Below are 26,688 nucleotides of genomic sequence, written 5' to 3'. Positions count from 1 at the left end.
CGGCACGTGACGCAAGCGCGGGAAGCTGCGGCGTGGTTCCGGTATCATGGGGCCGTCCCCGAGGAAACCCATGCGCGTACTGGTCAGCAACGACGACGGCGTTGACGCCCCCGGCATCCGAATCCTGGCAGAAGGCCTGCGCAGTGCGGGCCACGAAGTGTACGTGGTCGCCCCCGACCGCGACCGCTCGGGCGCCAGCAATTCGCTGACGCTGGACCTGCCGATCCGGCTCAAGCGCATTGATCACTACACCTGCAGCGTGGCGGGCACGCCGACGGACTGCGTGCACCTGGCGTTGACCGGGATGCTGGAGTTCGAGCCCGACATCGTGGTGTCGGGCATCAACAACACGGCCAACCTGGGCGACGACGTCATCTACTCCGGCACGGTGTCGGCGGCGATGGAAGGCCGCTTCCTCGGCTTGCCGGCGGTGGCGATGTCGCTGGTCACCCGGAACCACGATGCGAAGCACTACGAAACCGCCGCGCGCGCTGCGGTGGAGATCGTGGCCCGGCTGAAGTCCGATCCGTTGCCGGCTGACACCATCCTCAACGTCAACGTCCCCGACCTGGCCTGGTCCGACCTGCGGGGCTTCGAGGTCACCCGCCTCGGCAACCGCCACCGCTCCGAGCCCTGCGTGCCGCAGCCTGACCCGCGCGGCCATACCGTGTACTGGATCGGTCCCGCGGGGCGCGAGCAGGACGCAGGCCCCGGCACCGATTTCCATGCCGTGCGTACCGGCCATATTTCCATCACACCGATCCACGTCGATCTGACGCGCTATCAGGCGCTGGAGAAGGTCGCCGGCTGGGTGGGCGGATTGACTGCCGCACTAGAGGACGCCCCATGACGCCGCGGCTGCGTCTGCAGCCCGAGGCCGTCGGCATGGGCATGACGTCCCAGCGCGTGCGCGATCGCCTGGTGGACCGCCTGCGCGAGTCCGGCATCACCGACGAGCGCGTGCTCAATGTCATCCGCACGCTGCCGCGTCACCTGTTCGTCGATGAGGCGCTGGCAACGCGCGCCTACGAGGACACGGCGCTGCCGATCGGCCACAGCCAGACCATTTCCCAGCCCTGGGTGGTGGCGAGGATGACCGAAGTGCTGCTGGAGACCTCGCCGAAGAAGGTGTTGGAGATCGGCACGGGTTCGGGTTACCAGGCCGCAGTGCTCGCCATGCTCGGGCTCGAAGTGCATACCGTCGAGCGCATCGGCGATCTGCTGCGGCAAGCCCGCAAGCGCCTGCGCCAGCTGGGCATGAACGTGCGCAGCAAGCACGACGATGGCCGCATCGGCTGGGCCGAGCACGGTCCGTACGATGCGATCATCGTGACCGCCGCCGCTCCCGCGCTGGTGCCCGTGCTGGTGGAACAACTCGCCGTGGGCGGGCAACTTGTCGCGCCGGTCGGCGGCAGTGGTTCGCAATCCCTGGTGCGCCTGCTGAAGCGCCCGGATGGCAGCGTGGAAGAAACCACGCTGGCCCCCGTGGTCTTCGTGCCGCTGCTGTCGGGAACCCTGGATTGAGCGGCGTGACGGATCCGCAACACGACGCAGATGCGCTCGATCAGGCGGCTTCGCTGGGCGAGCAACTGGCGGACATCATCGAGCGCCTTCCGCCGGACACCTTGAGCCTGGGCGAACTGCTGGATGTCTTCAGTGACGAAGGGCTGCTGTTGCTGACCATCCTGCTGACGCTTGTGTTCCTGATCCCGGTGTCGATCCCGGGCGTCAGCACCGTGTTCGGCGCGGCCATCCTGCTGGTCGGGGTAAGCCGGTTGATCAACCGCCCGCTGTGGCTGCCGGCGCGCGTGAAGGACAAGGCATTGCCGGCCGATCGCCTGCGACCGGGCCTGATCGGCGGACTTGTATGGGTCCGCAGGATGGAGAAGATCAGCCGGCCGCGCCGTCTGCGCTTTTTCGTCGACGGTGCGGGGCAGGGGACGCTCAACAATCTTGCTTTCATCCTGGCCGCACTGCTGTTGATGGCGCCGTTCGGATTCGTGCCATTCAGCAATACCCTGCCAGCCTTGGCGCTGTTGTTGTACGCCATCGGCTTCATCCAGCGCGACGGGGGTGCGATCCTGCTGGGCCATCTGGCCAACATCGGCACGATCGTCTACTTCAGCGTCCTGATCGGCGGCGGCGGCGTCGCGGTGCGCGAACTGTTCCAGCGATTGACCGGCTGAGGCCGCCAAGCCACGCCTTGAGGAAACGACTCCACGCATGACCACGACGCTCCGCTCCCGCAATCGAATGACGCGCGCCCTCCTGATCGGCTTTGCCGTGGCGATGCTGGGCGCCTGCTCGACCACGGTGGTGCGCGAGCCGTCCTCGTCATCGACCCGCAAACCTTCGCAGGCCAAGCCGGGCGCGACGGTGCGCGTGCAGCGCGGCGATACCCTGTTCGGCATCGCATTCCGCAATGGGGTCGATGTCAACGACCTCGCGCGCTGGAACGGCATCGCGCCGCCCTACACGATCTACCCCGGGCAATCGCTGAAGCTGTATCCGGGCAGCGCCGGCAGCCGGCCCACCGCGACGACCACGCCCCCCAAGCCCGTCACCGGCGCGACCACGCGCCCGACACCGCCCGCACCGGTCACGCGTCCTGTCGCGACGCCAGCGCCGGCGAACGCCGGATTTTCGTGGCGCTGGCCGGCGGAAGGCCATCTGATCGGACGTTTCGTCGCAGGAGATGCCACCAAGCAGGGTATCGACATCGCAGGCAGCAGCGGCCAGGCGGTGCGCGCGGCGGCGGACGGCGTGGTGGTGTACTCCGGCGCCGGCCTGGTGGGTTATGGCGAACTGATCATCATCAAGCACAGCGAAGCCTGGCTGTCCGCATACGGCCACAACCGCAAGCGGCTGGTGAATGAAGGCCAGAACATCAAGGCTGGCCAGCAGATCGCGGAAATGGGCAGCAGCGGCGCATCGCGCGAGATGCTCCACTTCGAGATCCGCCACAACGGCAAACCGGTCGATCCGCTGCAGTATCTCCCCGCGCGTTGAGTATCGTGCCGATGACCGTGTCGATATGGCGGAAGCGGGCCCTGATGGCGTTGGGGCTGATGGCAGTGGTGGCCCTGGTCGCCTGCCAGCGGCCACGCAGCGCACCGGCGGCATCGACCGTCGACGTGGTCACCCTCAACCTGTGGCACGACAAGCAGGACTGGCCCCATCGCCAGGACATGATCGTCGCCGGGTTGAAAGCGCTGTCGCCGGACGTGATCGTGTTGCAGGAAGTGCTGCAGGATGCCGCGCTGCCCAACCAGGCGCAGGTGCTGGCCTCACGCCTCGGCTACCGGTACCGGTTCTTCTCGGCCGACGCACCGGAACAGCCACGGCGCTATGGCAACGCCATCCTGGTCAAGGGCGCGATCGAACAGTCGCGTGAAGTGAAGCTCGCGCCACTCGACGATTACCGGAATGCGGGCTGGGTGCGGACGACGGTGCACGGGATGCCGTTGAACGTCTACGTGACCCATCTGCATTACAAGCCGGAGGGCGGGGCGATACGTGCCGAACAGATCGCGGGCGTGCTCGCGCTGATCGACGAGACGGCCGGTGACGCACCCTCGATCATCGGCGGCGACTTCAACACGCGTTCGGACACGCCGGAACTGGCGCCGCTGCGCACGCGCTTCCTCGAGGCCTACTCCGAGGCGCACGCGGGCGTGGACACCAACACGCCGGTGCACACCACGCTCAACACGCACCTGGGTCATCCGCCGATCCGCATCGATCATGTCTTCGCCCAGCGCGAGGCGTTCCGCGTCGTCGACGCGGACATCATCCTTGACCAGTCCGACGCGAAGGGCGCCTGGCCGTCCGACCACTACGCTGTCCGGGTGCGGTTGGCCCGCGCGGCCGACTGACCCGCCGCGCCGGTGGCGCACAGCGAGGTTCCGCGCCGGTGGTCGTTGCCCCAGGTACGGTGCCCGGACGTATCGATGTGGATCCTGGTCGGCGTGTAGAAGCCCAGTCCCATCGCCAGTGACGGACCCTGCGTGCGCCAGAACTCGCACAGGACGCTTGCTTGGCTGCCGTCGGCGAGGTCGAAGTCCAGTGCAGTGTTGAGGAGGTGGCGGCTGCGCGTGCTCCCTCCCGAACAGCGGTTCAGCGCGGCGGAACGGTAACCGGAGCGCACGTTGCTGCCTTCGACGATACCCAAGGCCTGCAATTGCGCGACCACGCGCAGTGTCGGCACGATGGCGGCGGCGCGGTCGGAAGGGGGCAACAGGAACTCCGGCGCCAGGCAGGTCCGCCAGCGGCGGCTGGAGCGCAGCAGCGCATGCATCGGCACCACACCACCGACACCGGCGTCGGTCAGCATGCGTTCGTAAGCGGTCAGGCTCTGTGCGCCGGCGCCCTGCCGCCAATCGTCGTAGCGCTGCGCGGCATCCGGTGGGGCCCGGGTGCATGCGGTGGCGAACAGGATGGCGGGCAGCAGGAGCAGGTACTGCATCGCCATGACGCGGTCAGCGTGGCGCCAGCAGGAACCCGGCCACGACCTTGCGAGATTCACTGGCCAGCACGTTGAACGTGCGGGCGGCGGCGGCGTTCGTCATGACCTCAAGGCCGACGCCCTGGCTCAGGCACGCGGCCATGACCGCTGCAGGCGGGAACACCTGGCGCTCGCCGGTGCCCAGCAGGACCACTTCCGGCTTCAGCGCCAGCAGCGGCGCCAGATCGTCCGGTGCAAGCGAAGCGCTGTCGCGTACCGGCCAGTCTTCGACGAGTTGCTGCGGCGAGAGGATGAAGCTGGCCGACAGCGTCCGGTCGTTCACCCGGGCGGACTGGCCGTCGGCGGACCGCAGGGTGAAGGCGTAGTCGGGCAGTTCGTGGTTCAGTTGCATGGCGGGCGACCGCGCCGGGATCAGCCGCGCGGCAGCACGATGTGCCGGCGTTCCTTGCTGGGCCGATACAGCACGGCCGTGTGGCCGATGCGCTGCACCAGGGCGGCGTCGGCCTTGTCGGCCAGGTCGTCGATCATCGCGTCGCGGGCGTCGCGGTCCTCACCGGCGACCTTCACCTTGACCAGTTCGTGCTGCTCAAGCACGGCATCCAGCTCGGCGATGAAGGCCGGCGTGACACCCTTGTTGCCGATCTGCAGCAGCGCCTTCAGGTCGTGGGCCTGGCCGCGCAGGAAACGGGTCTGGGCAGCGGTCAGGGCAACAGGCATGCGGCACGGTACGGGTTCAAAAGGGTGATCAGGGTATCATGGCCACCCCCACGAACGGCTCCGGCGGCTCCCGTCGCAGCGTGCCCGGAGACCTCGCCGACATGGCCACCCGCAGCAAGAGCAGCCAGCGCTGGCTGAAGGAACACTTCTCCGATCCCTACGTGAAGAAGGCCCAGGCCGAGGGCCTGAGGTCGCGGGCTGCCTACAAGCTGGAAGAACTGCTGGAGCGCGACCGCCTGCTCAAGCCGGGCATGGTCGTCGTCGACCTGGGCGCCGCGCCGGGCGGCTGGTCGCAGTTCGTCCGCCAGGCATTGGGCGACAGTGGCCGCGTGGTGGCGATGGACATCCTCGACATGCCGCCGCTGGCCGGAGTGGAGTTCCTTCATGGGGATTTCAGGGAAGACAGCGTCCTATCCCGGTTGGAAGCCATGCTGGACGGCGCTCCCGTGGACCTTGTGCTGTCGGATATGGCCCCCAATAAGAGTGGTGTGGATGCGGTCGACCAGCCGCGGATGATGCATCTGGCGGAGTTGGCGATGGAGTTCGCCGACAGCCACCTGAAGCCGGGTGGGGCGTTCCTGATCAAGCTGTTCCAGGGCACCGGTTCCGACGACTACATCCGCGAGCTTCGCCGCCGCTATGACAAGGTGGCGATCCGCAAACCGGACGCGTCCCGCAAGCGCTCCCCCGAGGTGTATGCCCTGGGACAGGGCAAGCGGATCCAGATCAAGTAAGGTGACGTAAAGTGCGTATTACGAAAGAGGAACGCCGGAGCCGATGAGGATGAACGACCTGACCAAGAATCTTCTGCTGTGGGTAGTCGTCGCCGTCGTGCTGATGGTCGTCTTCCAGAGCTTCTCGCCCAAGGGCGGGGCCACGACCACCAGTGGCGCGATTACGTATTCCGAGTTCCTGCAGGAAGTCGAAGCGGGCCGCGTCGCGTCGGTGCAGTTCACCAACGAGAGCAATCTGTCGACCAACGCGATCACCTTCAAGCGCAAGGACGGCCAGACCGGCACGGTCTACGGTCCGCAGGATCCCAGCCTCGTCAACGAACTGATCAGCAAGAACGTCACCTTTGACCGCGAGCAGCCCGACAGCGGCATCTCGCTGGTCGCGATCCTGCTGAACTTCCTGCCCGTGCTGCTGATCATCGGCTTCTGGATCTTCATCATGCGCCAGATGCAGGGCGGTGGCGGCGGTGCCAAGGGCGCGATGTCGTTCGGCAAGTCGCGCGCCAAGCTGCAGGGCGAGGACCAGGTGAAGGTGACCTTCGCCGACGTAGCCGGCTGCGATGAAGCCAAGGAGGAAGTCGGCGAACTGGTCGAGTTCCTGCGCGATCCGGGCAAGTTCCAGAAGCTGGGCGGCAAGATCCCGCGCGGCGTGCTGATGGTCGGCCAGCCCGGCACCGGCAAGACGCTGCTGGCCAAGGCCATCGCCGGCGAAGCCAAGGTGCCGTTCTTCAGCATCTCCGGTTCGGACTTCGTCGAGATGTTCGTCGGCGTCGGCGCCAGCCGCGTGCGCGACATGTTCGAGCAGGCCAAGAAGCACGCCCCCTGCATCATCTTCATCGATGAAATCGACGCCGTCGGCCGCCACCGCGGTGCCGGCCTCGGCGGCGGTCATGACGAGCGCGAGCAGACCTTGAACCAGTTGCTGGTCGAGATGGACGGCTTCGAGGGTGGCGAAGGCGTCATCGTCATTGCCGCCACCAACCGTCCCGACGTGCTGGACCCGGCGCTGCTGCGTCCGGGCCGCTTCGACCGCCAGGTCGTGGTCGGGCTGCCTGACGTGAAGGGCCGCGAGCAGATCCTGCGCGTGCACATGCGCAAGCTGCCGCTGGCGGATGATGTCGAGCCGATGGTCATCGCGCGCGGCACGCCGGGCTTCAGCGGTGCCGACCTGGCCAACCTCGCCAACGAGGCCGCCCTGTTCGCCGCACGCGAGAATGCGAAGGAAGTCCGCATGGACCACTTCGACCGTGCGCGCGACAAGATCCTGATGGGCGCCGAACGCCGTTCGATGGCGATGAGCGAGGACGAGAAGACGCTCACCGCCTACCACGAGGCCGGCCATGCCATCGTCGGCCGTCTGGTGCCGGAGCACGATCCGGTCTACAAGGTCACCATCATCCCGCGCGGCCGTGCGCTGGGCGTGACGATGTACCTGCCGGAAGGCGACAAGTATTCGTTGAACCGCGTGGCCATCGAGTCGCAACTGTGTTCGCTGTATGGCGGCCGCGTCGCCGAGGAATTGATCTTCGGTGCCGACAAGGTCACCACGGGCGCGTCCAACGACATCGAACGCGCCACCAAGATGGCGCGCAACATGGTCACCAAGTGGGGCCTGAGCGACGAGATGGGTCCGATCGCCTATGGCGAGGAAGAGGACGAGGTGTTCCTCGGCCGTTCGGTCACCCAGCACAAGAACGTCTCCAACGAGACCGCGCGCCGGATCGACGAAGTCGTCCGCGCCATCCTGGATCGCGCCTATGCGCGCACCAAGACGATCCTGACGGAGAACATGGACAAGCTGCACACCATGTCGCAGCTGCTGCTGGAGTACGAAACGATCGACGTGCCCCAGATCGACGCCATCATGGAAGGGCGCGAGCCGCCGCCGCCGATGGGCTGGAACAAGACCGGCAAGGACGACGACAAGCCCGAGTCGCGTCCGCTGCCGCCGATCGGGGGTCCTGCCGCGCAGACCTGAGGCGCGTTGATCCACCCGTTGCGTGACGCGAAGGCCTGGCCATGCCAGGCCTTCGTCGTTCCGGCCTGGCGGAAGCGACGCGAGGCGCGATGCTTCCTCGTGCCGCGTCCGTCACGGTGGGTGGCGACTGGCGTCGCTCCCACAACAACGCGCTCTACAATGCGCGCAGCACATCGGGAGAAGCGCATGTTCGACACCGTCCCCCAGCTCGACTGCGCCGGCCGCATCCTCCGGCTCGACCGCCCGCAGGTGATGGGCATCGTCAATGTCACCCCGGATTCGTTTTCCGATGGCGGCGCGCATGACACGACGGAAGCGGCTGTCGCGCACGCGTTGAAACTGGTGGAAGAGGGCGCGGACCTGCTGGATATCGGGGGCGAATCCACGCGCCCGGGCGCGGACGAGGTGGCGCTGGAGGAGGAACTGCGCCGCGTGATACCGGTGATCGAGCGCCTTGCCGCGCAGATTGCGGTGCCGATCAGCGTCGACACCTCCAAGCCTGAGGTGATGCGCGCCGCCGTGCAGGCCGGTGCGGGCATGATCAACGACGTCTACGGCCTGCGCCGCGACGGTGCGCTCGACACCGCCGCGACGCTCGGCGTACCGGTGGTCCTGATGCACATGCAGGGCGAGCCGCGTTCGATGCAGGCCGCGCCGCAGTACGACGACGTCGTCGGCGAGGTGCACCGGTTCCTCGCCGAGCGCATCTTCGCGGCCGAGATGGCCGGCATCGCCAAGAAGCACATCGTCATCGATCCCGGCTTCGGTTTCGGCAAGGACACCCCGCACAACCTGCAGTTGCTGGCGCAGCTGGAGCGGTTCGTCGAGCTCGGCGTGCCGGTGCTGGCGGGCCTGTCGCGGAAGCGCAGCATCGGGCAACTCACCGGTCGTGATCCGCCGGCTGATCGCGTGGCCGGATCGGTGGCTGCGCACCTGATCGCCGCACAGCGCGGCGCGGCTATCGTGCGGGTACACGACGTGGCCGCCACGGTGGATGCGTTGAAGATATGGAATGCCGTCGCCGCCATCCCGGCGCCCCGCAAGCCGACCGCCGCGCCGACGATCCGCTGGCCCGACGACGAGTAGAGGGCCGGCCCAGCCGCCACGCCGGGCTGCGTGGCGGACGGATGCGACAATACCCGCATGCCGCTCGATGCCCGTCCCCTCGCCATCGCCATCATGGGCCCGACCGCGTCGGGCAAGACCGCGTTCGCGCTGGAAGTGGCGCAACGTTTCGGTGGCGAGATCGTCAGCGTGGATTCGGCGCTGGTCTACCTGGGCCTCGACATCGGTGCGGCCAAGCCCACGGTGGAAGAGCGGGCGCGCGTGCCGCATCACCTGCTGGACGTGCGCGACCCGTGGCAGGCGTATTCGGCGGCCGAGTTCGCGCAGGAGGCACGCGTCGCGCTGGATGGCATCGCGTCGCGCGGACGATTGCCGATCCTCGCCGGCGGCACCGGCCTCTATTTCCAGGCCCTGCTCGAAGGGCTGGCCGCCATGCCGGCGGCGGATGCCGCGTTGCGTGCCGACATCACCGCGGAAGCGCAGGCGCAGGGTTGGCCAGCCCTGCATGCGGCGCTGGCCCAGGTCGATCCCGCCGCCGCCGCGCGCATCCATGCCACCGACCCGCAGCGCATCCAGCGTGCGCTGGAGGTGTACCGCCTCACCGGCAAGCCCATCAGCCAATGGCAGCGCGAAGCACGCGGCATGCGCCTGCCGTTCCGCGTGCTGAAGCTGGTCCTCGCACCGGCCGACCGCACCGTGCTGCATGAGCGCATCGCGCGCCGCTTCGACCTGATGCTCGAACAAGGCTTCCTCGACGAAGTCCACCGCCTGCGCGCACTGCCCGGCATGCAGGCCGTCGCCGTCCCCCTCGACCTGCCGGCGGTGCGCGCCGTGGGCTATCGCCAGGCGTGGGAGTACCTCGACGGCCAGGGCGATGCGGCGGCGTTCCGTGAGCGCGCCATCGCCGCCACCCGCCAGCTCGCCAAGCGCCAGCTGACCTGGTTGCGCGGAGAACTGGACGCGCGCTGGTTCGATCCGGCCATCGATCGCGCCCGCCTGGACGATGCACTGGCCCTGTTCCTGCCGTGATCGTGGACCGTTTGGGTCACATTGTCCGGAATTGGGACCCGTTGCCTGACTTGGCAACGCCCCGCCGGGCCGATGTTGTGTAACATCGGGGCTCCGGGACGACAGGGGAGCTGTTCGTCGGCCCGGCACGGCACCACATACCTAACTATAAGAACGCAAGGCGGGAGTACGTCATGTCCAAGGGGCAATCCCTGCAGGATCCTTTCCTGAATGCACTGCGGCGCGAGCGCGTCCCGGTGTCGGTCTACCTGGTCAACGGCATCAAGCTGCAGGGCACCATCGAATCCTTCGACCAGTTCGTGGTCCTGCTGCGCAACACGGTCAGCCAGATGGTCTACAAGCACGCCATTTCCACCGTGGTGCCGGCGCGCAACGTGCGCGTGGGACCGGGCGGCGGCTACGTGCAGCAGGGTGACGAAGACGCCGAAGGCGGCGACGACGAAACCGCGTGATAATGCGTGCCTCTAGTGAAGAGGCACGACCCCATTGTTTGAAAGATCCCGCAAGGGCGAGCATGCGCTGCTGATCCAGCCGCATGCCGGCGGCCGTCCCGACGACGGCCTCACCGAGGAATTCAGCGACCTGGCCCGCTCGGCCGGCGCCACCATCGCCGCGCTGCTTACCGCGCGCATCGACCGCCCCAATCCCTCCACGCTGATCGGCAGCGGCAAGCTGGAAGAGGTGAAGGCCGCCGCCGATGCCACCGGCGCCGATCTCATTCTGGTCAACTTCCCGCTGTCTCCGGGCCAGGAACGCAACCTCGAAAAATTCCTCGAGCGGCGCGTGCTGGATCGCACCGGGCTGATCCTGGACATCTTCGCGCAGCGCGCGCGCAGCCATGAAGGCAAGCTGCAGGTCGAACTGGCGCAACTGCGCCACATGGCCACGCGCCTGGTACGTGGCTGGACCCACCTCGAGCGCCAGCGCGGCGGTTCCATCGGTTTGCGTGGTCCCGGCGAAACCCAGCTGGAAACCGACCGCCGTCTGCTGCAGAAGCGGGTCGAGCAGTTGCAGAAGCGGCTGGAGAAAGTCGAGGTGCAGCGCACCCAGATGCGCCGCGCCCGCGTGCGCAGCGAACTGCCGCGCGTGGCGCTGGTGGGTTACACCAACGCCGGCAAATCCACCCTGTTCAACATGCTCACCGGCGCGGAGGCCTACGCGGCCGATCAGCTTTTCGCCACCCTGGACCCCACCGTGCGCCGCATCGGCCTGCCCGGCGGCGCCGTGGTATTGGCCGACACCGTGGGCTTCGTGCGCGACCTGCCGCATGAACTGGTCGCCGCCTTCCGCTCCACCCTGAGCGAGGCGCGCGAAGCCGACCTGCTGCTGCACGTCATCGACGCCGCCGATCCGCACCGCGAAGAGCGCATCGCGCAGGTCGACGAGGTGCTACAGGAAATCGGCGCCGGCGACCTGCCGCAGATGCTGGTGTTCAACAAGATCGACCGCATCGAAGGCGCCGAACCGCGCCACGACCAGCCCGACCCCGGCGTGGACGAAGGCGACGCCCCCAGTGCCGGCATGGGCCGCGAGCGGGTATGGCTGTCGGCGCGCGATGGCGCGGGCATCGATCTGCTGCGCGGCGCGCTGGCGCAGCGGCTGGGCTTCCAGCGCGTGCGCGGTGAACTGCATCTGCCGGCGAACTCGGCGCGCCTGCGCTCGCGCCTGCACGCACTCGGCGCGGTGCTCGCGGAGGACTTCGAGGAGAACGGCTGGCGCGTCACCCTCGACCTGGCCCTGGCCGACGCGCAGCGGCTCGCTTCGCAGGCCGGCGGGCATCCGCTGGAGGCGCTGCTGCCGAAGATGGAGCGGGAGGAGTGGCAGTAGGGATTGCCTGCTTTCTGTAGGAGCGACGTCAGTCGCGACCGCACGGCCGGATCGGCAGGATCATTCGTCATGGCCGGGACGTGTCCCGGTCGCGACTCACGTCGCTCCTACAAAGGCCCGAATCCGGGGCGCGCATGACCTCCCGGCCTTGCCTCCGGGCCCGGTCGCCCCTATCTAGTAGAATCGAAACCTGCGCCGGCCCCGGCCGCGCGAATCTTTCAATACGGAGTGGGCATGGCCTGGAACACCCCTGGCAGTGGCGGCGGCGGATCTGGCAACAACGGCAACCGGAACAACAGCTGGAAGCCGCGCAACCGGCAGGGCGGCGGCATCGGCGACGTGGTCGAACGCCTGCGCGGCCTGTTCGGCGGCGCTGGCGGCGGCAATCCGCTGCGCTGGGTGCTGCTGGGCGTGGGCATCCTGGTGCTGTTCTCCAGCTTCCAGCTGATCGGCGAGCAGGACCGTGGCGTGGTGCTGCGCTTCGGCCAGTACAACCGCACCATGCAGCCCGGCCCGAACTTCAAGTTCCCCTGGCCCATCGAAAGCGTCACCAAGGTCAACGCCACCGGCGTGCGCACCTTCAGCAACAGCCTGCCGGTGCTGACCCGCGACGAGAACATCATCACCGTGTCGTTCAACGTGCAGTACCGCGTGGGCGATCCCAAGCTGTTCCTGTTCGGCACCACCGACGCCACCCGCGTGTTGGAGCAGACCGCGCAGAGCGCCGTGCGTGAAGTGATCGGCCGTTCCGATCTGGACGCGGCGCTCAACAATCGCGGCCCCTTGTCCGCCACCGCCGGCACGGCGCTGCAGGCCTCGCTGGAGGCCTACCGCACCGGCCTGGTCGTCACCGAACTGAGCCTGCAGGACGCCCGCCCGCCGGAAGCCGTCAAGCCGGCGTTCGACGAGGTCAACAGCGCACAGCAGGAAAACGAGCGCGTGGTCAGCCAGGCGCGTGCCTATGCGGCCAAGATCGTCCCCGAGGCGCGCGGCGATTCGCAGCAGATCCGTACCCAGGCCGAAGGCTACAAGACCGCCGCCATCGCCCGCGCCACCGGTGACGCGACCCGCTTCAGCCTGTTGCTGGACGAGTACCGCAACGCGCCTGAGGTCACCCGCAAGCGGCTGTGGCTGGATACCGTGCAGCAGGTGCTCGCCGACAACCGCAAGGTGATCGGCGGCGACAGCCGCCAGCTGATCTACGTGCCCATGGGCAATGCCGCCGGCTCGTCCGCCGGCCAGCTGCCCACGGGCGTGATTCCCACCGAAATGATGCCGCCCGTGGAAAGCACCCCGTCCAGTTCCCGCAATGCGGTGCGCTCACCGCGCCCGGCCGGCCGTGAGGAGGCGCAGCCATGAAGACTTCATTGATCGTCGGCATCGCCGTGGCCGTACTGCTGGGCCTGATGGGCTCGGTCTACGTGGTGCGCGAAGGGCAGGTGGGCCTGGTGCTCAACCTGGGTCGCGTGGTGCGCAGCGAGATCGGCCCCGGCCTGCACTTCAAGCTGCCGCTGGTGGAAACCGCGCGGGTGTTCGATCGCCGCTTCACCGCCAACGAGTTCCCGCCGGAACGCTCGCTGACCTCCGAGCGCAAGGACGTCAGCGTCGACTTCATCGCCATCGGCTTCATCGTCAACGCGGCCGATTTCTACCGTGCCACCGGCGGCCAGGCCGACCTGGCCACCGAGCGCCTGGCGCCCATCATCAAGGAATCGCTGCGCAACGAGATCAACTCGCGCACGCTCACCCAGCTGGTGTCGGGCAACCGCAACGAGCTGATCGAGAAGCAGCTGCCGGCGATCAATGCCGGCGCCAAGAACCTGGGCATGCAGGTGGTGGACATCCGCTTCAAGCAGATCGACCTGCCGACCGACAGCGAAGTCATCGACCAGGTCTACAACCGCATGCGCGCCGAACGCTCCCAGGTGGCCAGCGCCCTGCGCGCGCAGGGCGCCGAGCAGGCGCGGATCGTGCGGGCGCAGGCCGACCGCGACGTGGCGGTGCTGCTGGCCGAAGCCGAGCGCGATGCGCAGAAGCTGCGCGGTGAAGGCGATGCCGAAGCGGCCCGCCTCTACGGCGTGGCCGCCAACCGCGATCCGGCGTTCTACGCCTTCCAGCGCAGCCTGGAGGCCTACCGGGCCTCGTTCAAGGACGGGCAGGGCGTGATCGTGCTGGACAAGGACGACCCCTTCCTCCAGTACATGCGCAGCGACCGCTGAGCCTCCTCCACCGGCCGCCCCAGGGCGGCCGGTGCCGTTTCAGCCCTGTTCTCCATCGCCCCGCCACCACGGCGGCGCCGGGACTTCCCCCATGTCCGAACTCTGGTCCGCCCTGTGCCTGGTCGCCATCCTCGAAGGCCTGGTGCTGTTCGCCATTCCCGCGGGTTGGAAGCGCGCCGTGGTGCAACTGCTGCAGATGTCCGATGGCCAGGTGCGCGCGGTCGGCGGCTTCATCCTGATCTTCGGGCTGACGTTCTTGTGGGTGTTGAAGCGCTGAGGAGTCGCTTGCGGCGCGGCATTCGCGTCAGCGGATCGGAAAGCGCCCCTCATCCGCCTTCGGCACCTTCTCCCCGAGAAGGGGGCAATCATCGCTCCGCTCTTTCCTTCTGCTGGTTTTGCAGTGGAACGGGCCGTCACGGTTTGGCTCTTTCCTTCTCCCCGCTTCGCAGGGAGAAGGGAGCAATCACGGCTTTGCTCTTTCCTTCTACTGGTTTCGCAGTGGAAGGGAGCCGTTACGGCTTCGCTCTTTCCTTCTCCCCGCCTGCGGGGAGAAGGTGCCGAAGGCGGATGAGGGGCGAGCGCGGTGGCGATTGTGGCCAGTACCGCTTCCGTGTCGCGCAGCACGTCATCGTTCCAGAATCTCAGGACCCGGAATCCTTGAGTCTTGAGGAAGCTCGTGCGCGCGTCGTCGTGACGTTGTTGGGTCAAATGCTGGCTGCCATCCAGCTCCACGATGAGGCGCCCCTCCACGCAGGCGAAGTCCGCAAAGTAGGGCCCTATCCGATGCTGCCGGCGGAACTTCCACCCCGACAGGCGCCGGTCACGCAGGGGTTGCCACAGCACGCGTTCCGCCTCGGTCTGGTCGCGTCGTAGCTGACGCTGGCGCGCGTGGTCTGTTTTCCTTCGCATGATGTTGCCTCCTGTGGGAGGCAGCGTCGGTCCACGGCTGACCTTGACGATATCCGGAAGTGCCGCGTCGGCGAATCGGAAGGCGCCCCTCATCCGGCCTTCGGCCACCTTCTCCCCGCAGGCGGGGAGAAGGAAACGCCAGGCGCCCGCTCCTCCCCTTCTCCCTGCGAAGCGGGGAGAAGGTGGCCGAAGGCCGGATGAGGGGCCGCTCTTCGCGCGATTCCTGAACCCGCAGCGCGGGCCCCCGGCAGGGTAGCCCCCGTCCCCCTAAACCCGGATAATGCACAAAAGCCGGACGGGCTCCCTGCGTGGGAAGACCGCCGGCTTTTTCCGTGTCTGGGCCCGGCGTGGCGGGCGGCTCCCCGATGGAGCCTGCCGGCATCAACGGCGCCGTGGACCAGCACGACCCTTCCGGTGGCCCCGATGGCCGCCAACAATCGAGGAGTTACCCGTCATGGGTCAGTCAGTCGTCGTTCTCGGCGCCCAGTGGGGCGATGAAGGCAAGGGCAAGATCGTCGATCTGCTCACCGAGGAAATCGGAGCCGTCGTCCGTTTCCAGGGCGGCCACAATGCCGGCCACACGCTGGTCATCGGGGGCAAGAAGACCGTCCTGCACCTGATTCCCTCCGGCATCCTGCGCCCCGACGCGCTGTGCCTGATCGGCAACGGCGTGGTGCTGTCGCCGGCCGCGCTGATCAAGGAAATCGACGAACTGGAATCGGCCGGCGTGGAAGTGCGTTCGCGCCTGAAGATCTCCCCGGCCACGCCGCTGATCATGCCGTACCACATCGCCCTGGATCAGGCGCGCGAGAAGGCTGCCGGCGGCAAGGCCATCGGCACCACCGGTCGCGGCATCGGCCCGGCGTACGAAGACAAGGTGGCGCGTCGCGGCATCCGCGTGGCCGATCTGCATTACCCCAAGCAGCTGGAAGAACTGCTGCGCACCGCGCTGGATTACCACAACTTCGTGCTGACCAAGTACCTGGGCGTGGACGCGGTCGATTTCCAGAAGACCTACGACGAAGCGCTCGCCTTCGGCGAATACGTGCAGCCGATGAAGTCCGACGTGGCCGGCATCCTGCATGACCTGCGCAAGCAGGGTAAGCGCGTGCTGTTCGAAGGCGCGCAGGGCGCGCTGCTCGACATCGACCACGGCACCTATCCCTACGTCACCAGCTCCAACACCACGGTTGGCGGCGCGTTCGCCGGCACCGGCGTGGGCGCGGACGCGATCGACTACGTGCTGGGCATCTGCAAGGCCTACGCCACGCGCGTGGGCGGCGGTCCGTTCCCGACCGAGCTGGACGACGAAGTGGGGCAGGGCATCCGCGACCGCGGCCAGGAATACGGCGCCTCCACCGGCCGTCCGCGCCGCTGCGGCTGGATGGACATCGTCGCGCTGAAGCGCGCCGTGGCCATCAACGGCATCTCCGGCCTGTGCATCACCAAGCTCGACGTGCTGGATGGCATGAAGACGCTGAAGATCTGCATCGCGTACGAATACCGCGGCAAGCGCACCGAGTACGCGCCGCTGGATGCGGGCGGGTGGGAAGAGTGCACGCCGGTGTACCTGGAATTCCCGGGCTGGGACGAGAACACCCATGGCGTCACCGAGTGGGACAAGCTGCCGCCGGCCGCGCGTGCCTACCTGCGCGCACTGGAAGAACTGTCCGGCTGCCCGCTGGCCATCGTCAGCACCGGCCCCGACCGCGACCACACCATGGTGCTGCAGGACCCGTTCGCCTGAGGGATTCTCCCCGCAACGCGGGCGCATGCTCTCCTTCTCCCCGCGAGGCGGGAGCCTGCCTTTCCTTCTCCCCGCAAGCGGGGCGCATGCTTCTCCTTCTCCCCGCAAGCGGGGCGCATGCTTCTCCTTCTCCCCGCAAGCGGGGAGAAGGTGCCGAAGGCGGATGAGGGGCAAGCGCGATCCATCACCACCGACAAAGCCCCGCTCACGCGGGGCTTTTTTCTTGCGCGCCCCACATTCCGGCACACGGCTTGCATCGCGGTCATCACCCTAAATAGCGGCCGTCCGTGGCCGTTAGTAGCAACAGATGTCACCCGCACTTGTTGGAGCCCCCACCCCCATGCATCGCACTGCTGCCCACGCCTCCGTCATCAATGGCCCCTGGCAGGCCTCCGCCCCCAAGGCGGCGGCCCCGCGCGCGCCCGAGCGCCGCAAATCCACCGCGGCGCAGGATGCCGCCGACCTGCGCGCCGGCCTCACGCCCGCGCAGTTGATGACGCTGGAAGCGCTGGAAATCTTCCAGTGGCGCCTGGCCTTCGTGCGCCGCCCGCTGTTCTGCGCGCCCATCCCGGTATTGTTCGATCGTGACGCAACGCGTCACGTGGTGATCGAAGAAGACGGCACCCTCAACGAAACCCCCACGCTCGTCCTGCGCGCCTGACGGCTGCATATCCTTCTCCCCGCGGGCGGGGTGAAGACGATCTGCTTGCGCGGCATGCCGCGCGATCGTCGGAACGCCGGGCGTGCTTCGCCCGGCCGGGGTGGGTGCCCGAAGGGCGGATGAGGGGCAAGCGAGACTTTCCCGCGCCAGCCAACCCCCTTCCCTGAACGCTCTCTCCGCGACACAACGCGGTCCTCACGTTCCCTTGAGCCCGGCCGATAGAAGGTAAAGCGGCCGCCACAGCGGCATGCACGTTCCCGTTCCACGCCATCAGGAGCCCCCGACCGGATGACGGATCCCCATCGCCCCCGCGACCCCCCCGACCCGGACACCCCGGGCACGTCTCCCCGCACGCCGGAGCGCCGCAAGGGCGCGCCGAAGATGGACGACGCCACGCTGCTGGCCGGCCTCACCCCGCAGCAGCAGGCCACCATCCATACGATGGAAGCCTTCCACTGGCGCCTGAAGTTCATCCGCCGCCCCCTCTTCAAGATCCCCATCCCCGTACTGTTCAACCGCGAGGGTGATCGCTACGTGGTGGTCAATGAGGATGGGACGATTGATGAGCAGCCGGCGTTGAAGTTGAGGGATTGAGGCAATCCCGAATCATTCGCGCGCAAGACCCGCTTTTCCTTCTCCCCGTGAAACGGGGAGAAGGTGCCGAAGGCGGATGAGGGGCGCTCTTGCTTACGCTTGCAGCGACGCCATCAACTCGCCGCTATCCCGCGCTCATGCCGCCCACTTCCTGCCGCGCAGCGCATACTCAATGGCAAGGTCGTAAACGTTCTCGCATTTCTGCTTGAAGGTAGTGCGGTCATAGCTTTCCGGCAGATCGTCGTCGAGCACGCGTTCGATCTCGGCGCGCACCTGCTGCTGCGTCTGCGTACTCTGGTGCCAATTCTGCACCAGCACCTTGGGTTGCTCTTCCACCAAGCGCCGCAGCAAATGCTTGGCAGCAAGCTTCACACGCTGCGTTTCATCCTGAGTGAGGGCATCCTTCTTCAATAGATCGAAGAGTTCCAATTCGTCCTCGGTTAGACCCTCGCGAATATGGCGCTCTGCCTCTTCCTTGAGTTCCTGGGCGTACGCGGTCAGCTCTTCGTAGTAGTTTTCGGTGGAGGTTGCACCTGCGTTATAGGCGTCAATCACGTTCTGAAGCCGCTGCAGGAAGTCCACGCGCGTGCTGTTCTGTGCCAGCATCTCGGCCAGCTTCCGCTTCAGAAAGGCCTGGAGATCTGCGATCTCGATGTTCTTGAAGGGAGCGGTCTTGAACTCTTCGCGTAACTTATCGACGTTGACCTTGCTCAGATCCCACGCCTTGCCACGCTGCACGATCGCGTACTGCGCCTCGAACTCTTTGACTGAAAAGGTCTCGGCATTGTCCACGACCACGCTGGCGTCCAGTAGCGCCTCGATGCGCTGCACCGCGCTGTCGATATCGGCCTGTTCGACAATGCTATCCATCACGCCGCGCAGGTACTGGAAGGCTGACACCACGCGGCCCTTCTTCTGGCCGAGCACCTCGGGCTTGCATGCTTCATACAACGACGAGATAGCGTTCTCGTAGACATTGAAAGACTTGCGCTGCTCCTCAGAGCCGAGAAGTGTGTTGGCAAAGCCGTTGAACTGCCCCAGCTTGGTGAATACATCGCTCTGCTCCAATGCCTCGTGCAGCGGCACGTCCTGGCTCCGGCAGTACGCAAGGCCTTGGTCGATAGCGTCGTCCAACAGCACGAAGAGCTGGCTCTTGTCCTGGATGAGGAATTCCTCGTCCTCGGGACCGGCGGCATAGTCCTTGAGCGCTTTCTTCATACGCCTGAAGACGTTGTAGTAGTCCACGATCTCGCCGTTGCGCTTGGCTACGCCAAGAATCTCGTGGCCGCTTACCCGGTTGGCCCGTGCGATGGTTTGCATCAGGGTGTGGCCCTGCATCGGCTTGTCGAGATAGAGCGTGCTGACCGTCGGTGCATCGAAGCCTGTGAGCCACATGGCGCAAACGAACACCAGTTGCAGCGGGTGCTCGGCATCCTTGAAGTTGAACTCGATGTCGTGCCCATGCTCGTCCAGGGCGTTCATGCGCTCCCGGTGCGGCTTGATGTCCAGCTTCTTCTTGGCGAATTTCTCTTCCTCGCCGGCTTCCTCGCTGACGATTACCGCCATCTGGACCGCGCTCATCCAGGCCTTGAGCTGCTTGAGACGCTGGCGCTCAACATCGTTGGTCGTGGCCACGATGCGCCCGTTGAGTGCCTTCAGTTCGGTTTTCCACAGCGCCTGAACCTTGTCGAACATCGTCACGGCGGTGAACTTGTCTACCGAGATGACGATGCCTTTGCCCAAGTACCCACGGCGTGGGAAGTGGTAGACGATGTCGCGGGCAATCTTGTCCAGCCGGTCCTCGCGCTTGACGACCTCCATTTCCTGCGCGAAGCGCCTCTCCAGCTTCTCCTGCGCCTGATCGTCGAGGTTCTCGTCTTCGAGGATCTCGGCGAACTCGTCGCTCAGATCCTCGTTTTGGATCAATACCTCGGGCACGCGCTTCTCGTAGAACAGCGGCACGGTGGCGCCATCCTCCACGCTCTGCTGGAAGTTGTATTCGGATACATAGTCGCCAAACCAGGCGTTGGTCTTGCGCTCTTTGCCCAATAGCGGCGTGCCGGTGAAGGCCAGAAAGTTGGCGCGTGGCAGGCCGGCGCGCATGTTCTCCGCCAGGCTGGCGTACTGCGTCCTGTGCGCTTCGTCGACGATGACCACGATATCGTCCCGGTCGGACAGCAGCGGATAGTCCTTGCCCTTGTCGTAGCGGAACTTCTGGATCAGCGTGAACACCACGCGCTTGTTCTTGCCCAGCATCTCGCGCAGCTTGGCGCTGTCACGGGGGCGCACCTCATCTTTGGGTGCCACCACGCCGGTGTGCAGGAAGTTGCGGTAGATCTGCCCGTCCAGGTCGTCCCGGTCAGTCACCACGACGAAGGTGAAGTTGCCGGTGAGCTTGCGGAAGATCTTGCGTGTGTAGAACACCATCGAGAAGCTCTTGCCTGAGCCCTGGGTGTGCCAGAACACGCCCAGCCTGCCTTTCAGCTCATGGCGACGCTGGAACTGGGCGAAGGCATTGTTCACGCCAAGAAACTGGTGGTTCTGCGCGATGATCTTCTGTGTCTCTCGGTAGAAGACGCAGAAGTTCTCCATGTAGTCGAGTAGCCGCTCCGGCCTCAGCAGGCCAGCGACAACGCGTTCGACGCTCAGGCCTTGCGCCGCAATGGCCTTGCGGTCCAGCGCTTCCTTCTCGTCATCCACCCGCAGCCAGGTGAAGAAGTGTTCCCACTGGGCGGTGAGGCTGCCCAGCTTGGTTTCGATGCCGTTGCTCAGCACGCACAGGGCGTTGGTGGTGAACAGCTGCGGGATCTCGGACTTGTAGGTCGTCAGGTTGTCTTCAAAGGCGGCGCGCAGCTTGACGTTGCTGTTCTTTAGTTCGATGAACACCAGCGGCAGACCGTTCACGTACAACAGCATGTCCGGCCGGCGGTAGCCATGCTCGCCCCGCACCCAGAGTTGGGTGACGGCGAGGTAGTGGTTGTGTCCCGCTTGCGGGCTGGGCGCATCGAAATCGATCACGCGCAGCCGCTCGGTGACGGTCTGACCCGCCTGCGGGCCAGTCTCCGGCTTGTAGGTCACCGGCACGCCGTCGCGAAGCAGGGCGTCCATCTGGCGGTTGGCTGCCACCAGCGTCATCGCGGTGCGTGGCAGCAGTAGTTCGGCTAGGGCTTGTTCTACCGCGTGGGTCGGGACCTGCGGGTTCAGTCGTTCCAGGGCGGCGCGCAATCGGTCGGTGAGGACCACGTCGCGCTTGTCGCTGCGACCCGAGCCATCGCTCAGGTCGTCCGACTTGGCCGTGTAGCAATTCAGTACATCAAAGCCGCACTCGTGTTGCAGCCTCTGTAGCAGGGCCTGCTCGATATCGTCTTCGCTGATGAAGTTCTTCGCGGCGGCCATGGCACCTTCCTGGTGTTGCTGGTTAAGAAGAAGACCTGCTAATTGGATATTGCTGTGGGCTGCGCTGCCTCTGCGGACGGCTGCTGCAGCATGCTGGGCGGAAACTGGATGTCCAAGGCATCGACGCTTAGTTTGCCGGAGATCAATCGGGGCAACAGGGTGTCGCGCTGGGCTTGCAACCTTGTGTTGATTTGTTTGAGTTGGATAGCTTGATCCATCAAAGGCGAAACCAAATTATCGAATGCCGTCATGACATCGCGCTCGGGAACCCGCACTTTGACGAATCGCAGTTCCTTGCGCTTGATGTGCTGCATGGTCGCACCAGTCGTCAATGACTCGAAGATCGGAATAGAGAACTTGATAGAAAAATAAAGAAATACCCGCGGGACATCCGTTGCTGGCGTCACCTTGAATAGGTGCTGGTTGAGCAGGGCTGGCCCTTGATGCCAGATCTGCACAACGAGCGAGCCAGACCACGAGAAAATGATGTCCCCGTCACCAAATGTGTATCTATCGGGAATCTTCTCGCCGGTGTTTCGGGGTGTGCTAGTCGAGACGCCTGCGTTCAGTTCCTTGATCTTGATGATTGGCAGTCCTTCCTCGTGCAACTCTGTTGGATCGAAGGCGTAGCCATTGAGAAACGAGCCAAGTTCGTCCAGAGGGGTGAGCTCTGCCTGAGCTGGGCTTTCGCTTGCGTCACTCACTGGAGCCCGCATCCGCACAAACCACTCGCGGTAGATCTCTTCGGCCATGGACTCCAGCACGGCGATGCGACGCTGGTTATTGGCGATCAGGTCGTTCAGACCAACAAGCACGGCAGCGATCTTGTCTTGCTCGGCCCGAGGCGGCAGTCGCAATCTCAGTTCCTTCGCGACCGTCACGTTGAAGTGCTGCTGCGCAGCACCCACCAGATTGCCACCGACGAGGCTCTGACCAAAGGAGGAATTGAAGACGGCGGCGATGTAATGCGGATTCAGCTCCGGGCCGGGGCGGAGGATGACGAGGTCACTGCAGTTGGCATCGGGCAAATCAGCAGGAATCACGCAGGCTGTGCCCGGATATCCGGTGCGAACGATAGCCACATCGCCAGGCCGCAACTTCGACTTCTTGATGGCATCGTGGAACGACTCGGGGATGTACTTCAAGTCGTTGTAGTTGAGCCTGAACGGCTGGATGTTCAGTGACCGCAAGAACGGCACACCAGTCTCGACGTATTGATCTGCCATGGAACCAACAAAGCCGACGGTCACGTACTCGCTCACCTCTTTGAGCTTGATGTCACGCCATACGCTCATTCAGCTAGCCTCGCAGATGGCCTTGAGGTTGGAGTCAATCACGGCTTTCAAGCGGAGCGCTGCCCCATCAAGCTCGTCCAACTCATCCATCGATGACTGTAGGTCAGCAATGAACTCTTCCTCCGTCTTCCCATCGTCCTCAATCACCACACCTACATACCGCCCAGGATTCAGCGACCAATCCTGCTCGGCAATCTCCTCGCGGCTGGCCAGCTTGCACAGGCCGGTGACGTCTTCGTAGGCGGCCTTTGGGAAGCGCTCCTGCAGCCAGCTCACATGCTGGTAGTACAACTCGGCAGCCTTCAGCTCGTCATGCAAAGCTTGCACTGCCGCCTTCACGCCCTTCGTCTGGCGGTTGGTTGTGGCGCGCTTGCCGTCGGCCTTGGCCGCTTCAGCCTTGCGCTTGTCCATCTCGCGGATGGCCTTGTCCAGCGCCTTCACCGCTGCGTGCAGGCCGCTGAAGAAGGGCGTGAACTGGGCGCGCAGTGCGTGCTGCGCCGTGTTGCGGCCGTCCACGCTGTGCTTCTGACCGCGGCTGCGCTCGTGCTTAGCCTGCGCCTGTTCCAGCGCGGCAAGCTGGCCCCACTGGGCCTGCAGCGCGGCGATGGCATCGCGTGCGGCCTGATTGGTCTGGGCATCTTCTGCGGCCTCTTCGGCCAGCACGGCCAGTAGGCGTTCGCTCAAGCCCGGCAGATGCTCGGCGGCCTCCTTCAGTTGTGCCATACCTTGATGCAGGTAGCGGTCCACCTGATCCACGAAGTCCTGACGCCGGCCCTTGTGCAGGCGAGGGATGAGGGCGATGTTCTGGATCTGCTCGTCACTCAGCTCGCGATGGGCGCGGTCGATCTGGGTGAAGATGTTCCGGGCATCGATGAACAACACCTTGTCGTCGGTCTTGCCCTTGTCGAAGAACCACAGCGTTGCCGGCAGGGTGACGGTGTAGAACAGGTTGGACGGCAGCGTGAGCATGCCGTAGATGAGGTTCTGTTCGATCAGCGTGCGTCGGATGTCGGCTTCAGAATGGCGGGCATCGCTGGCCGAATTAGCCATCACCAGCGCCGCGCGGCCACCGGGCTTGAGCGACGTCGCGAAGAGGTTGATCCACAGGTAGTTGGCATTGGGTACGGTCTCGACGGCCTTTTGCTTCCCGTCCTTGCCTTCCGACTTCTTGGCCTTGGTCTTGTTGCGGGGCACGCCGTAGGTATTGAATCGGCGGTCCTTCTCCACGGCGTCCAGCGTCACGTCGTCCACGTTGAACGGCGGGTTGGCCATGACGTAGTCGAAGGCGCCAAAGGCGTTGAAGGGGTCTTCGTAGTAGCTGTTGGCCTGCTTGATGTCGCCGCGCAGGTTGTTCACCGCGAGGTTCATCTTGGCGAGCTTGACGGTCTCCAGCGTCTTCTCGGTGCCGCAGACAAACACGTCCAGGTCTGCCGCCTTGTCGGTCTGGTGCTGCAGGATGAAGTCAGCCGACTGTACGAACATGCCGCCAGAGCCGCAGGCCGGATCGAACACGGTACCGCCGTGGGGCTCGATGATCTCCGTCATCAGCTTGACCACGGATCGGGGCGTGAAGAACTCGCCGCCGCCCTGGCCCTCGCTGAGCGCGAAGTTGGCTAGGAAGTATTCGTAGATCTGGCCAAACACATCGCCCGAGGCATCCACGGGGATGTCGGAGAACAGTTTCAGCAGGTCCTTGGGGATTCCCTTGTTCTTGTCGCTGCGGGTAAAGCGGTCGTACTCCTCCTGCGGCAGCACGCCCCGCAGCTCGGGCTTGGTCTTCTCGATGCTGGCCATTGCCGCACGAATGGCCTTGGCGATGTCTTCCTTTTCCGGCAAGTTCAGCAGGTAGTCGTAGCGGGCCTTGGGCTTCAGGTAGAAGCCGCATTTTTCAATGGCGATGTCTTCTTCGCTCCGCTCCCGACGAGTGCCTTGGAGCTTCTTGAACTCCTGTTGGATGGCCGCTTCGTGCTGACGGTACTTGTTGTCGGCGAATTTCAGGAAGATCAGGCCCAGCACCGGGGTGCTGTACTCGCTGGCCTTCAGATCGGAGTTGGCCCGGAGCTTGTCGGCTGCCGTCCACAGGTCGTTTTCAAGTTTTTTGAGCTGGTCGCGGTTCATTCACATTATCGTAACCGAAGTTACTTGAGCGCCGGGGTGCGACCTTGGGTCCCCTGGGGGCTGGTGTCGGCGCCTCATCGGCAAGCGTGGACAAGGGGCTTAGAAGGGCGTCGATCCCCCCTTCATCGGGCGCCTTATTCTGCATTGCGGCGGAGAATGCTGGTTGGCGTGGCCGCATGGCCCAACGCAGTTCAAAGCCGCTTGGCTGTCGAGCGGGCCACTCGGCGCATCAGTTCCAGGTCAGGACGGACATACCTATCAGCACTGGGTGCTTGATTGTTGCTGGTGAATATGATGCGGATGGCTGCCGCTAGCCCCGGCCGTGGCGTGGTGTCTGGCCGGCTGCTCGCGCTGGCGAGCGTCTGCATGCCACCGATGGAACGCCCCCCGCCACGCGACATCACACGCCAGGGTGAAGGAGTCGGGGACACCTGACCGTTGCATGGATGCCGGTAGACGGAATTCCCTCTACTCACACAAAGCCTGACGCTTCAGCCGATTTGGCTGGCTCAACACACACTAAGCCTCACCCGTCAGGCTTTTCGGCTGTATCAACACACAGTAAGCCTCAGGCGTCAGGCATTTCGGCTGGCTCAATACACACCAAGCCTGGCGCGTCAGGCAATTTGACTGTTTCAACACACACTAAGCCTGGGCCGTCAGGCTTTTTGACTGGGTCAACACACACAACGCCTGACGCACCAGGCTATTTGCCTCGATCGATATTGTTCGCGTGAGAAATCCAACATTAGCGCGTGCAACGCCGCATCGGCGTTTGTGCGCGCTACGCTGCATGCGCCGGTCGGACCCGGCCGGCATTACGCAGAACACAACTAAGGACGGACCATGACCCAGAACCGCATCAGCCTCACCCTCGACCCCACCACGGTGGAGCGCATCCTGGCCTCCATCACTGCACTTGAGGCCGACCTGCAGCAGCTCGTCGCGCTCACCAACGACGAGCGCCGCGACCTCTTCAAGATGGGCACCAAATCGCAGGCCTTCTGCACCACCGCGCTGAGCGTGGCGGAACAGCACGCCGGCCTCATGCCGCGCGACTTCGACCTTGCCGCCTTCCAGCAGGATCACATGGCACTCGACGCCCTGCGCCCCTGTTCCCTGCGCCTGGCCCACCTGTATCAGCGCGTCACCGACACCGAACTCGCCCTCGGCAGCGACCTGATGGCCGCCTCGCTGGAGGTCTACGGCGTTATCAAGGTGGCCGGCAAGGACAAGGGCGTGGACGAAGCCCGCCGCGAACTCTCGCAGCGCTTCGTTCGCAGGAACCGCACCGCCTCGCCCGACGAACCCGTCGGCTCGAGCGGCAGCAACGGCTGACACGCAGCCCGCCCGGAAAACAGAAGGCCCCGCACCGCGGGGCCTTTTCATGTGCGCTCGAGCAAGCGCACATCCACGTGGTAAAACCCCGTCACCGCACCCGTGCCCAGGAGCCTGCATGCCCGTCTACATGATCCTCAGCTGGGTCTTCATCGTGGCCGGACTGGTGTACAGCGTCGTGGCGCTGGTGCTGCAGTGGCGCGCATGGCGCCGCTTCCGCCACGTCAGCTTCGGCCTGCTGACCATCTCCACCGTGACCGCCCTCATCAATCAGGGGCTGATGGCCATTCCCTACGTACGCACCCTCGACGCAACCGCATTGGCCTCGCTGATGGCACTGGCCGCGATCCCGTTCGCCCATGCCCTGGTGCTGGGCGTGTGGGGAACGTGGTCTTTGTTCCGTGCCTATGGGCGTGTGGTGGAGGAGAACGCACGGCTGCGTGAGGTGTTGGGGCAGGTGGGTGAAGGCGGATGGGGGTAATGCGTCGCGCGTGATGGCTTTGCTGGGTGGCGCATGGGCAGTTGGTTCGGGGCCCTGTCCGGCGTTATTGCCACCGCATGGCTGATACAGAGACGGCGCGACGCGACGCATGGTC

The 26,688-nt window shown here is 65.4% G+C and carries 25 protein-coding genes and 1 pseudogene; 19 read left to right on the top strand and 7 right to left on the bottom strand.

Annotation, left to right across the window (positions count from 1 at the left end; all coding sequences use genetic code 11):
• Nucleotides 1-70 precede the first annotated feature (70 nt).
• The 5 genes from surE to ACIPRS_RS11600 are packed head-to-tail and all read left to right on the top strand — an operon-like array spanning nucleotide 71 to nucleotide 3,875.
• Nucleotides 71-850 carry a 5'/3'-nucleotidase SurE gene (gene surE / locus ACIPRS_RS11620; protein WP_192201558.1) on the top strand — a complete coding sequence of 260 codons (780 nt, stop codon included), beginning with the start codon at nucleotides 71-73 and terminating at the stop codon, nucleotides 848-850.
• A complete protein-coding gene (locus ACIPRS_RS11615; protein WP_298121883.1) occupies nucleotides 847-1,524 on the top strand; it encodes a protein-L-isoaspartate(D-aspartate) O-methyltransferase in 678 nt (225 codons plus the stop codon). The genes surE and ACIPRS_RS11615 overlap by 4 nt, the downstream gene beginning before the upstream one ends.
• 5 nt (nucleotides 1,525-1,529) lie before the next feature.
• Nucleotides 1,530-2,186, top strand: a complete 657-nt coding sequence (locus ACIPRS_RS11610) for an exopolysaccharide biosynthesis protein (RefSeq protein ID WP_192201556.1) — start codon at nucleotides 1,530-1,532, stop codon at nucleotides 2,184-2,186.
• 37 nt (nucleotides 2,187-2,223) lie between these two features.
• Nucleotides 2,224-3,009 carry a peptidoglycan DD-metalloendopeptidase family protein gene (locus ACIPRS_RS11605; RefSeq protein WP_446538654.1) on the top strand — a complete coding sequence of 262 codons (786 nt, stop codon included), beginning with the start codon at nucleotides 2,224-2,226 and terminating at the stop codon, nucleotides 3,007-3,009.
• A gap of 44 nt (nucleotides 3,010-3,053) precedes the next feature.
• Nucleotides 3,054-3,875, top strand: a complete 822-nt coding sequence (locus tag ACIPRS_RS11600) for an endonuclease/exonuclease/phosphatase family protein (protein ID WP_446538653.1) — start codon at nucleotides 3,054-3,056, stop codon at nucleotides 3,873-3,875.
• On the opposite strand, the gene ACIPRS_RS11595 is transcribed toward ACIPRS_RS11600, so the two are convergent.
• From ACIPRS_RS11595 to yhbY, 3 genes are read right to left on the bottom strand one after another with little or no spacing between them, the layout of a single operon-like run.
• On the bottom strand, nucleotides 3,836-4,471 hold the full coding sequence (locus tag ACIPRS_RS11595) for a D-Ala-D-Ala carboxypeptidase family metallohydrolase (RefSeq protein ID WP_446538652.1): 636 nt from the start codon (nucleotides 4,469-4,471) through the stop codon (nucleotides 3,836-3,838). The genes ACIPRS_RS11600 and ACIPRS_RS11595 overlap by 40 nt on opposite strands.
• Before the next feature lie 7 nt (nucleotides 4,472-4,478).
• The gene (locus ACIPRS_RS11590) at nucleotides 4,479-4,856 is read right to left on the bottom strand and encodes an Mth938-like domain-containing protein (RefSeq protein WP_446538651.1); all 378 of its coding nucleotides are present in this window, start codon (nucleotides 4,854-4,856) and stop codon (nucleotides 4,479-4,481) included.
• Nucleotides 4,857-4,876: 20 nt separating this feature from the next.
• The gene (gene yhbY / locus ACIPRS_RS11585) at nucleotides 4,877-5,182 is read right to left on the bottom strand and encodes a ribosome assembly RNA-binding protein YhbY (RefSeq protein WP_192201551.1); all 306 of its coding nucleotides are present in this window, start codon (nucleotides 5,180-5,182) and stop codon (nucleotides 4,877-4,879) included.
• 101 nt (nucleotides 5,183-5,283) lie between these two features.
• On the opposite strand from yhbY, the gene rlmE reads away from it, so the two are divergent.
• The 9 genes from rlmE (at nucleotide 5,284) to ACIPRS_RS11540 (ending at nucleotide 14,311) form a co-directional block, all read left to right on the top strand.
• On the top strand, nucleotides 5,284-5,916 hold the full coding sequence (gene rlmE / locus ACIPRS_RS11580) for a 23S rRNA (uridine(2552)-2'-O)-methyltransferase RlmE (protein WP_192202383.1): 633 nt from the start codon (nucleotides 5,284-5,286) through the stop codon (nucleotides 5,914-5,916).
• Nucleotides 5,917-5,965: 49 nt separating this feature from the next.
• The gene (gene ftsH, locus ACIPRS_RS11575) at nucleotides 5,966-7,894 is read left to right on the top strand and encodes an ATP-dependent zinc metalloprotease FtsH (protein WP_192201550.1); all 1,929 of its coding nucleotides are present in this window, start codon (nucleotides 5,966-5,968) and stop codon (nucleotides 7,892-7,894) included.
• A 186-nt stretch (nucleotides 7,895-8,080) separates the two neighbouring features.
• Complete coding sequence (gene folP / locus ACIPRS_RS11570; RefSeq protein WP_446538650.1) at nucleotides 8,081-8,980, top strand: dihydropteroate synthase; 900 nt, start codon at nucleotides 8,081-8,083, stop codon at nucleotides 8,978-8,980.
• 57 nt (nucleotides 8,981-9,037) lie between these two features.
• A complete protein-coding gene (gene miaA / locus ACIPRS_RS11565) occupies nucleotides 9,038-9,988 on the top strand; it encodes a tRNA (adenosine(37)-N6)-dimethylallyltransferase MiaA (protein WP_446538649.1) in 951 nt (316 codons plus the stop codon).
• 173 nt (nucleotides 9,989-10,161) lie between these two features.
• Nucleotides 10,162-10,440 (top strand): RNA chaperone Hfq, encoded by a 279-nt coding sequence (gene hfq, locus ACIPRS_RS11560; RefSeq protein WP_062355623.1) that lies wholly within the window; start codon nucleotides 10,162-10,164, stop codon nucleotides 10,438-10,440.
• A 34-nt stretch (nucleotides 10,441-10,474) separates the two neighbouring features.
• Nucleotides 10,475-11,815: a ribosome rescue GTPase HflX gene (hflX, locus tag ACIPRS_RS11555; protein ID WP_446538648.1), complete on the top strand. Its 1,341-nt coding sequence runs from the start codon at nucleotides 10,475-10,477 to the stop codon at nucleotides 11,813-11,815.
• Nucleotides 11,816-12,049: 234 nt separating this feature from the next.
• Nucleotides 12,050-13,174 (top strand): FtsH protease activity modulator HflK, encoded by a 1,125-nt coding sequence (gene hflK / locus ACIPRS_RS11550; protein WP_337731128.1) that lies wholly within the window; start codon nucleotides 12,050-12,052, stop codon nucleotides 13,172-13,174.
• The gene (hflC, locus tag ACIPRS_RS11545; protein WP_337731127.1) at nucleotides 13,171-14,034 is read left to right on the top strand and encodes a protease modulator HflC; all 864 of its coding nucleotides are present in this window, start codon (nucleotides 13,171-13,173) and stop codon (nucleotides 14,032-14,034) included. Before hflK ends, hflC begins: the two co-directional genes overlap by 4 nt.
• Nucleotides 14,035-14,125: 91 nt before the next feature.
• Complete coding sequence (locus tag ACIPRS_RS11540) at nucleotides 14,126-14,311, top strand: DUF2065 domain-containing protein (RefSeq protein ID WP_192201544.1); 186 nt, start codon at nucleotides 14,126-14,128, stop codon at nucleotides 14,309-14,311.
• 299 nt (nucleotides 14,312-14,610) lie between these two features.
• Here the strand turns inward: ACIPRS_RS11540 and ACIPRS_RS11535 are convergent.
• A pseudogene (locus ACIPRS_RS11535) lies at nucleotides 14,611-14,943 on the bottom strand (endonuclease domain-containing protein); the annotation flags it as partial.
• A gap of 454 nt (nucleotides 14,944-15,397) precedes the next feature.
• Here ACIPRS_RS11535 and ACIPRS_RS11530 point away from each other — a divergent pair.
• The 3 genes from ACIPRS_RS11530 (at nucleotide 15,398) to ACIPRS_RS11520 (ending at nucleotide 17,945) form a co-directional block, all read left to right on the top strand.
• The gene (locus ACIPRS_RS11530) at nucleotides 15,398-16,690 is read left to right on the top strand and encodes an adenylosuccinate synthase (protein WP_192201543.1); all 1,293 of its coding nucleotides are present in this window, start codon (nucleotides 15,398-15,400) and stop codon (nucleotides 16,688-16,690) included.
• A gap of 340 nt (nucleotides 16,691-17,030) precedes the next feature.
• Nucleotides 17,031-17,351 carry a hypothetical protein gene (locus ACIPRS_RS11525; RefSeq protein WP_225590998.1) on the top strand — a complete coding sequence of 107 codons (321 nt, stop codon included), beginning with the start codon at nucleotides 17,031-17,033 and terminating at the stop codon, nucleotides 17,349-17,351.
• Between the two features lie 288 nt (nucleotides 17,352-17,639).
• Nucleotides 17,640-17,945, top strand: coding sequence for a hypothetical protein (locus tag ACIPRS_RS11520; RefSeq protein ID WP_446538647.1), 306 nt, complete (start codon nucleotides 17,640-17,642; stop codon nucleotides 17,943-17,945).
• Nucleotides 17,946-18,080: 135 nt separating this feature from the next.
• Here the strand turns inward: ACIPRS_RS11520 and ACIPRS_RS11515 are convergent, their stop codons facing one another.
• The 3 genes from ACIPRS_RS11515 to ACIPRS_RS11505 are packed head-to-tail and all read right to left on the bottom strand — an operon-like array spanning nucleotide 18,081 to nucleotide 24,754.
• Nucleotides 18,081-21,341 carry a type I restriction endonuclease subunit R gene (locus ACIPRS_RS11515; protein WP_446538646.1) on the bottom strand — a complete coding sequence of 1,087 codons (3,261 nt, stop codon included), beginning with the start codon at nucleotides 21,339-21,341 and terminating at the stop codon, nucleotides 18,081-18,083.
• Between the two features lie 38 nt (nucleotides 21,342-21,379).
• Nucleotides 21,380-22,636, bottom strand: coding sequence for a restriction endonuclease subunit S (locus ACIPRS_RS11510; protein WP_446538645.1), 1,257 nt, complete (start codon nucleotides 22,634-22,636; stop codon nucleotides 21,380-21,382).
• Complete coding sequence (locus ACIPRS_RS11505) at nucleotides 22,637-24,754, bottom strand: N-6 DNA methylase (protein ID WP_446538644.1); 2,118 nt, start codon at nucleotides 24,752-24,754, stop codon at nucleotides 22,637-22,639.
• A gap of 846 nt (nucleotides 24,755-25,600) precedes the next feature.
• Between ACIPRS_RS11505 and ACIPRS_RS11500 the strand changes: the two genes are divergently transcribed.
• Nucleotides 25,601-26,092 (top strand): hypothetical protein, encoded by a 492-nt coding sequence (locus ACIPRS_RS11500; RefSeq protein WP_446538643.1) that lies wholly within the window; start codon nucleotides 25,601-25,603, stop codon nucleotides 26,090-26,092.
• 118 nt (nucleotides 26,093-26,210) lie between these two features.
• The gene (locus ACIPRS_RS11495) at nucleotides 26,211-26,573 is read left to right on the top strand and encodes a hypothetical protein (RefSeq protein WP_446538642.1); all 363 of its coding nucleotides are present in this window, start codon (nucleotides 26,211-26,213) and stop codon (nucleotides 26,571-26,573) included.
• Nucleotides 26,574-26,688: the final 115 nt, after the last annotated feature.

It is taken from the genome of Pseudoxanthomonas sp. LARHCG66 (assembly GCF_052871755.1).
This window is presented reverse-complemented; position numbering and strand designations above follow the sequence as displayed.

Bases quoted from the DNA above. Each gene is read 5' to 3' on its own strand.
- ACIPRS_RS11615 (WP_298121883.1), top strand. From the start codon at position 847: ATGACGCCGCGGCTGCGTCTGCAGCCCGAGGCCGTCGGCATGGGCATG.
- ACIPRS_RS11515 (WP_446538646.1), bottom strand. From the start codon at position 21,341: ATGGCCGCCGCGAAGAACTTCATCAGCGAAGACGATATCGAGCAGGCC.
- ACIPRS_RS11590 (WP_446538651.1), bottom strand. From the start codon at position 4,856: ATGCAACTGAACCACGAACTGCCCGACTACGCCTTCACCCTGCGGTCC.
- surE (WP_192201558.1), top strand. From the start codon at position 71: ATGCGCGTACTGGTCAGCAACGACGACGGCGTTGACGCCCCCGGCATC.
- hfq (WP_062355623.1), top strand. From the start codon at position 10,162: ATGTCCAAGGGGCAATCCCTGCAGGATCCTTTCCTGAATGCACTGCGG.
- ACIPRS_RS11500 (WP_446538643.1), top strand. From the start codon at position 25,601: ATGACCCAGAACCGCATCAGCCTCACCCTCGACCCCACCACGGTGGAG.
- miaA (WP_446538649.1), top strand. From the start codon at position 9,038: ATGCCGCTCGATGCCCGTCCCCTCGCCATCGCCATCATGGGCCCGACC.
- ACIPRS_RS11510 (WP_446538645.1), bottom strand. From the start codon at position 22,636: ATGAGCGTATGGCGTGACATCAAGCTCAAAGAGGTGAGCGAGTACGTG.
- ACIPRS_RS11505 (WP_446538644.1), bottom strand. From the start codon at position 24,754: ATGAACCGCGACCAGCTCAAAAAACTTGAAAACGACCTGTGGACGGCA.
- ACIPRS_RS11495 (WP_446538642.1), top strand. From the start codon at position 26,211: ATGCCCGTCTACATGATCCTCAGCTGGGTCTTCATCGTGGCCGGACTG.
- hflC (WP_337731127.1), top strand. From the start codon at position 13,171: ATGAAGACTTCATTGATCGTCGGCATCGCCGTGGCCGTACTGCTGGGC.
- yhbY (WP_192201551.1), bottom strand. From the start codon at position 5,182: ATGCCTGTTGCCCTGACCGCTGCCCAGACCCGTTTCCTGCGCGGCCAG.
- ACIPRS_RS11600 (WP_446538653.1), top strand. From the start codon at position 3,054: ATGGCGTTGGGGCTGATGGCAGTGGTGGCCCTGGTCGCCTGCCAGCGG.
- ACIPRS_RS11520 (WP_446538647.1), top strand. From the start codon at position 17,640: ATGACGGATCCCCATCGCCCCCGCGACCCCCCCGACCCGGACACCCCG.
- ftsH (WP_192201550.1), top strand. From the start codon at position 5,966: ATGAACGACCTGACCAAGAATCTTCTGCTGTGGGTAGTCGTCGCCGTC.
- folP (WP_446538650.1), top strand. From the start codon at position 8,081: ATGTTCGACACCGTCCCCCAGCTCGACTGCGCCGGCCGCATCCTCCGG.
- ACIPRS_RS11595 (WP_446538652.1), bottom strand. From the start codon at position 4,471: ATGGCGATGCAGTACCTGCTCCTGCTGCCCGCCATCCTGTTCGCCACC.
- ACIPRS_RS11525 (WP_225590998.1), top strand. From the start codon at position 17,031: ATGCATCGCACTGCTGCCCACGCCTCCGTCATCAATGGCCCCTGGCAG.
- ACIPRS_RS11540 (WP_192201544.1), top strand. From the start codon at position 14,126: ATGTCCGAACTCTGGTCCGCCCTGTGCCTGGTCGCCATCCTCGAAGGC.
- ACIPRS_RS11530 (WP_192201543.1), top strand. From the start codon at position 15,398: ATGGGTCAGTCAGTCGTCGTTCTCGGCGCCCAGTGGGGCGATGAAGGC.
- hflK (WP_337731128.1), top strand. From the start codon at position 12,050: ATGGCCTGGAACACCCCTGGCAGTGGCGGCGGCGGATCTGGCAACAAC.
- rlmE (WP_192202383.1), top strand. From the start codon at position 5,284: ATGGCCACCCGCAGCAAGAGCAGCCAGCGCTGGCTGAAGGAACACTTC.
- ACIPRS_RS11605 (WP_446538654.1), top strand. From the start codon at position 2,224: ATGACCACGACGCTCCGCTCCCGCAATCGAATGACGCGCGCCCTCCTG.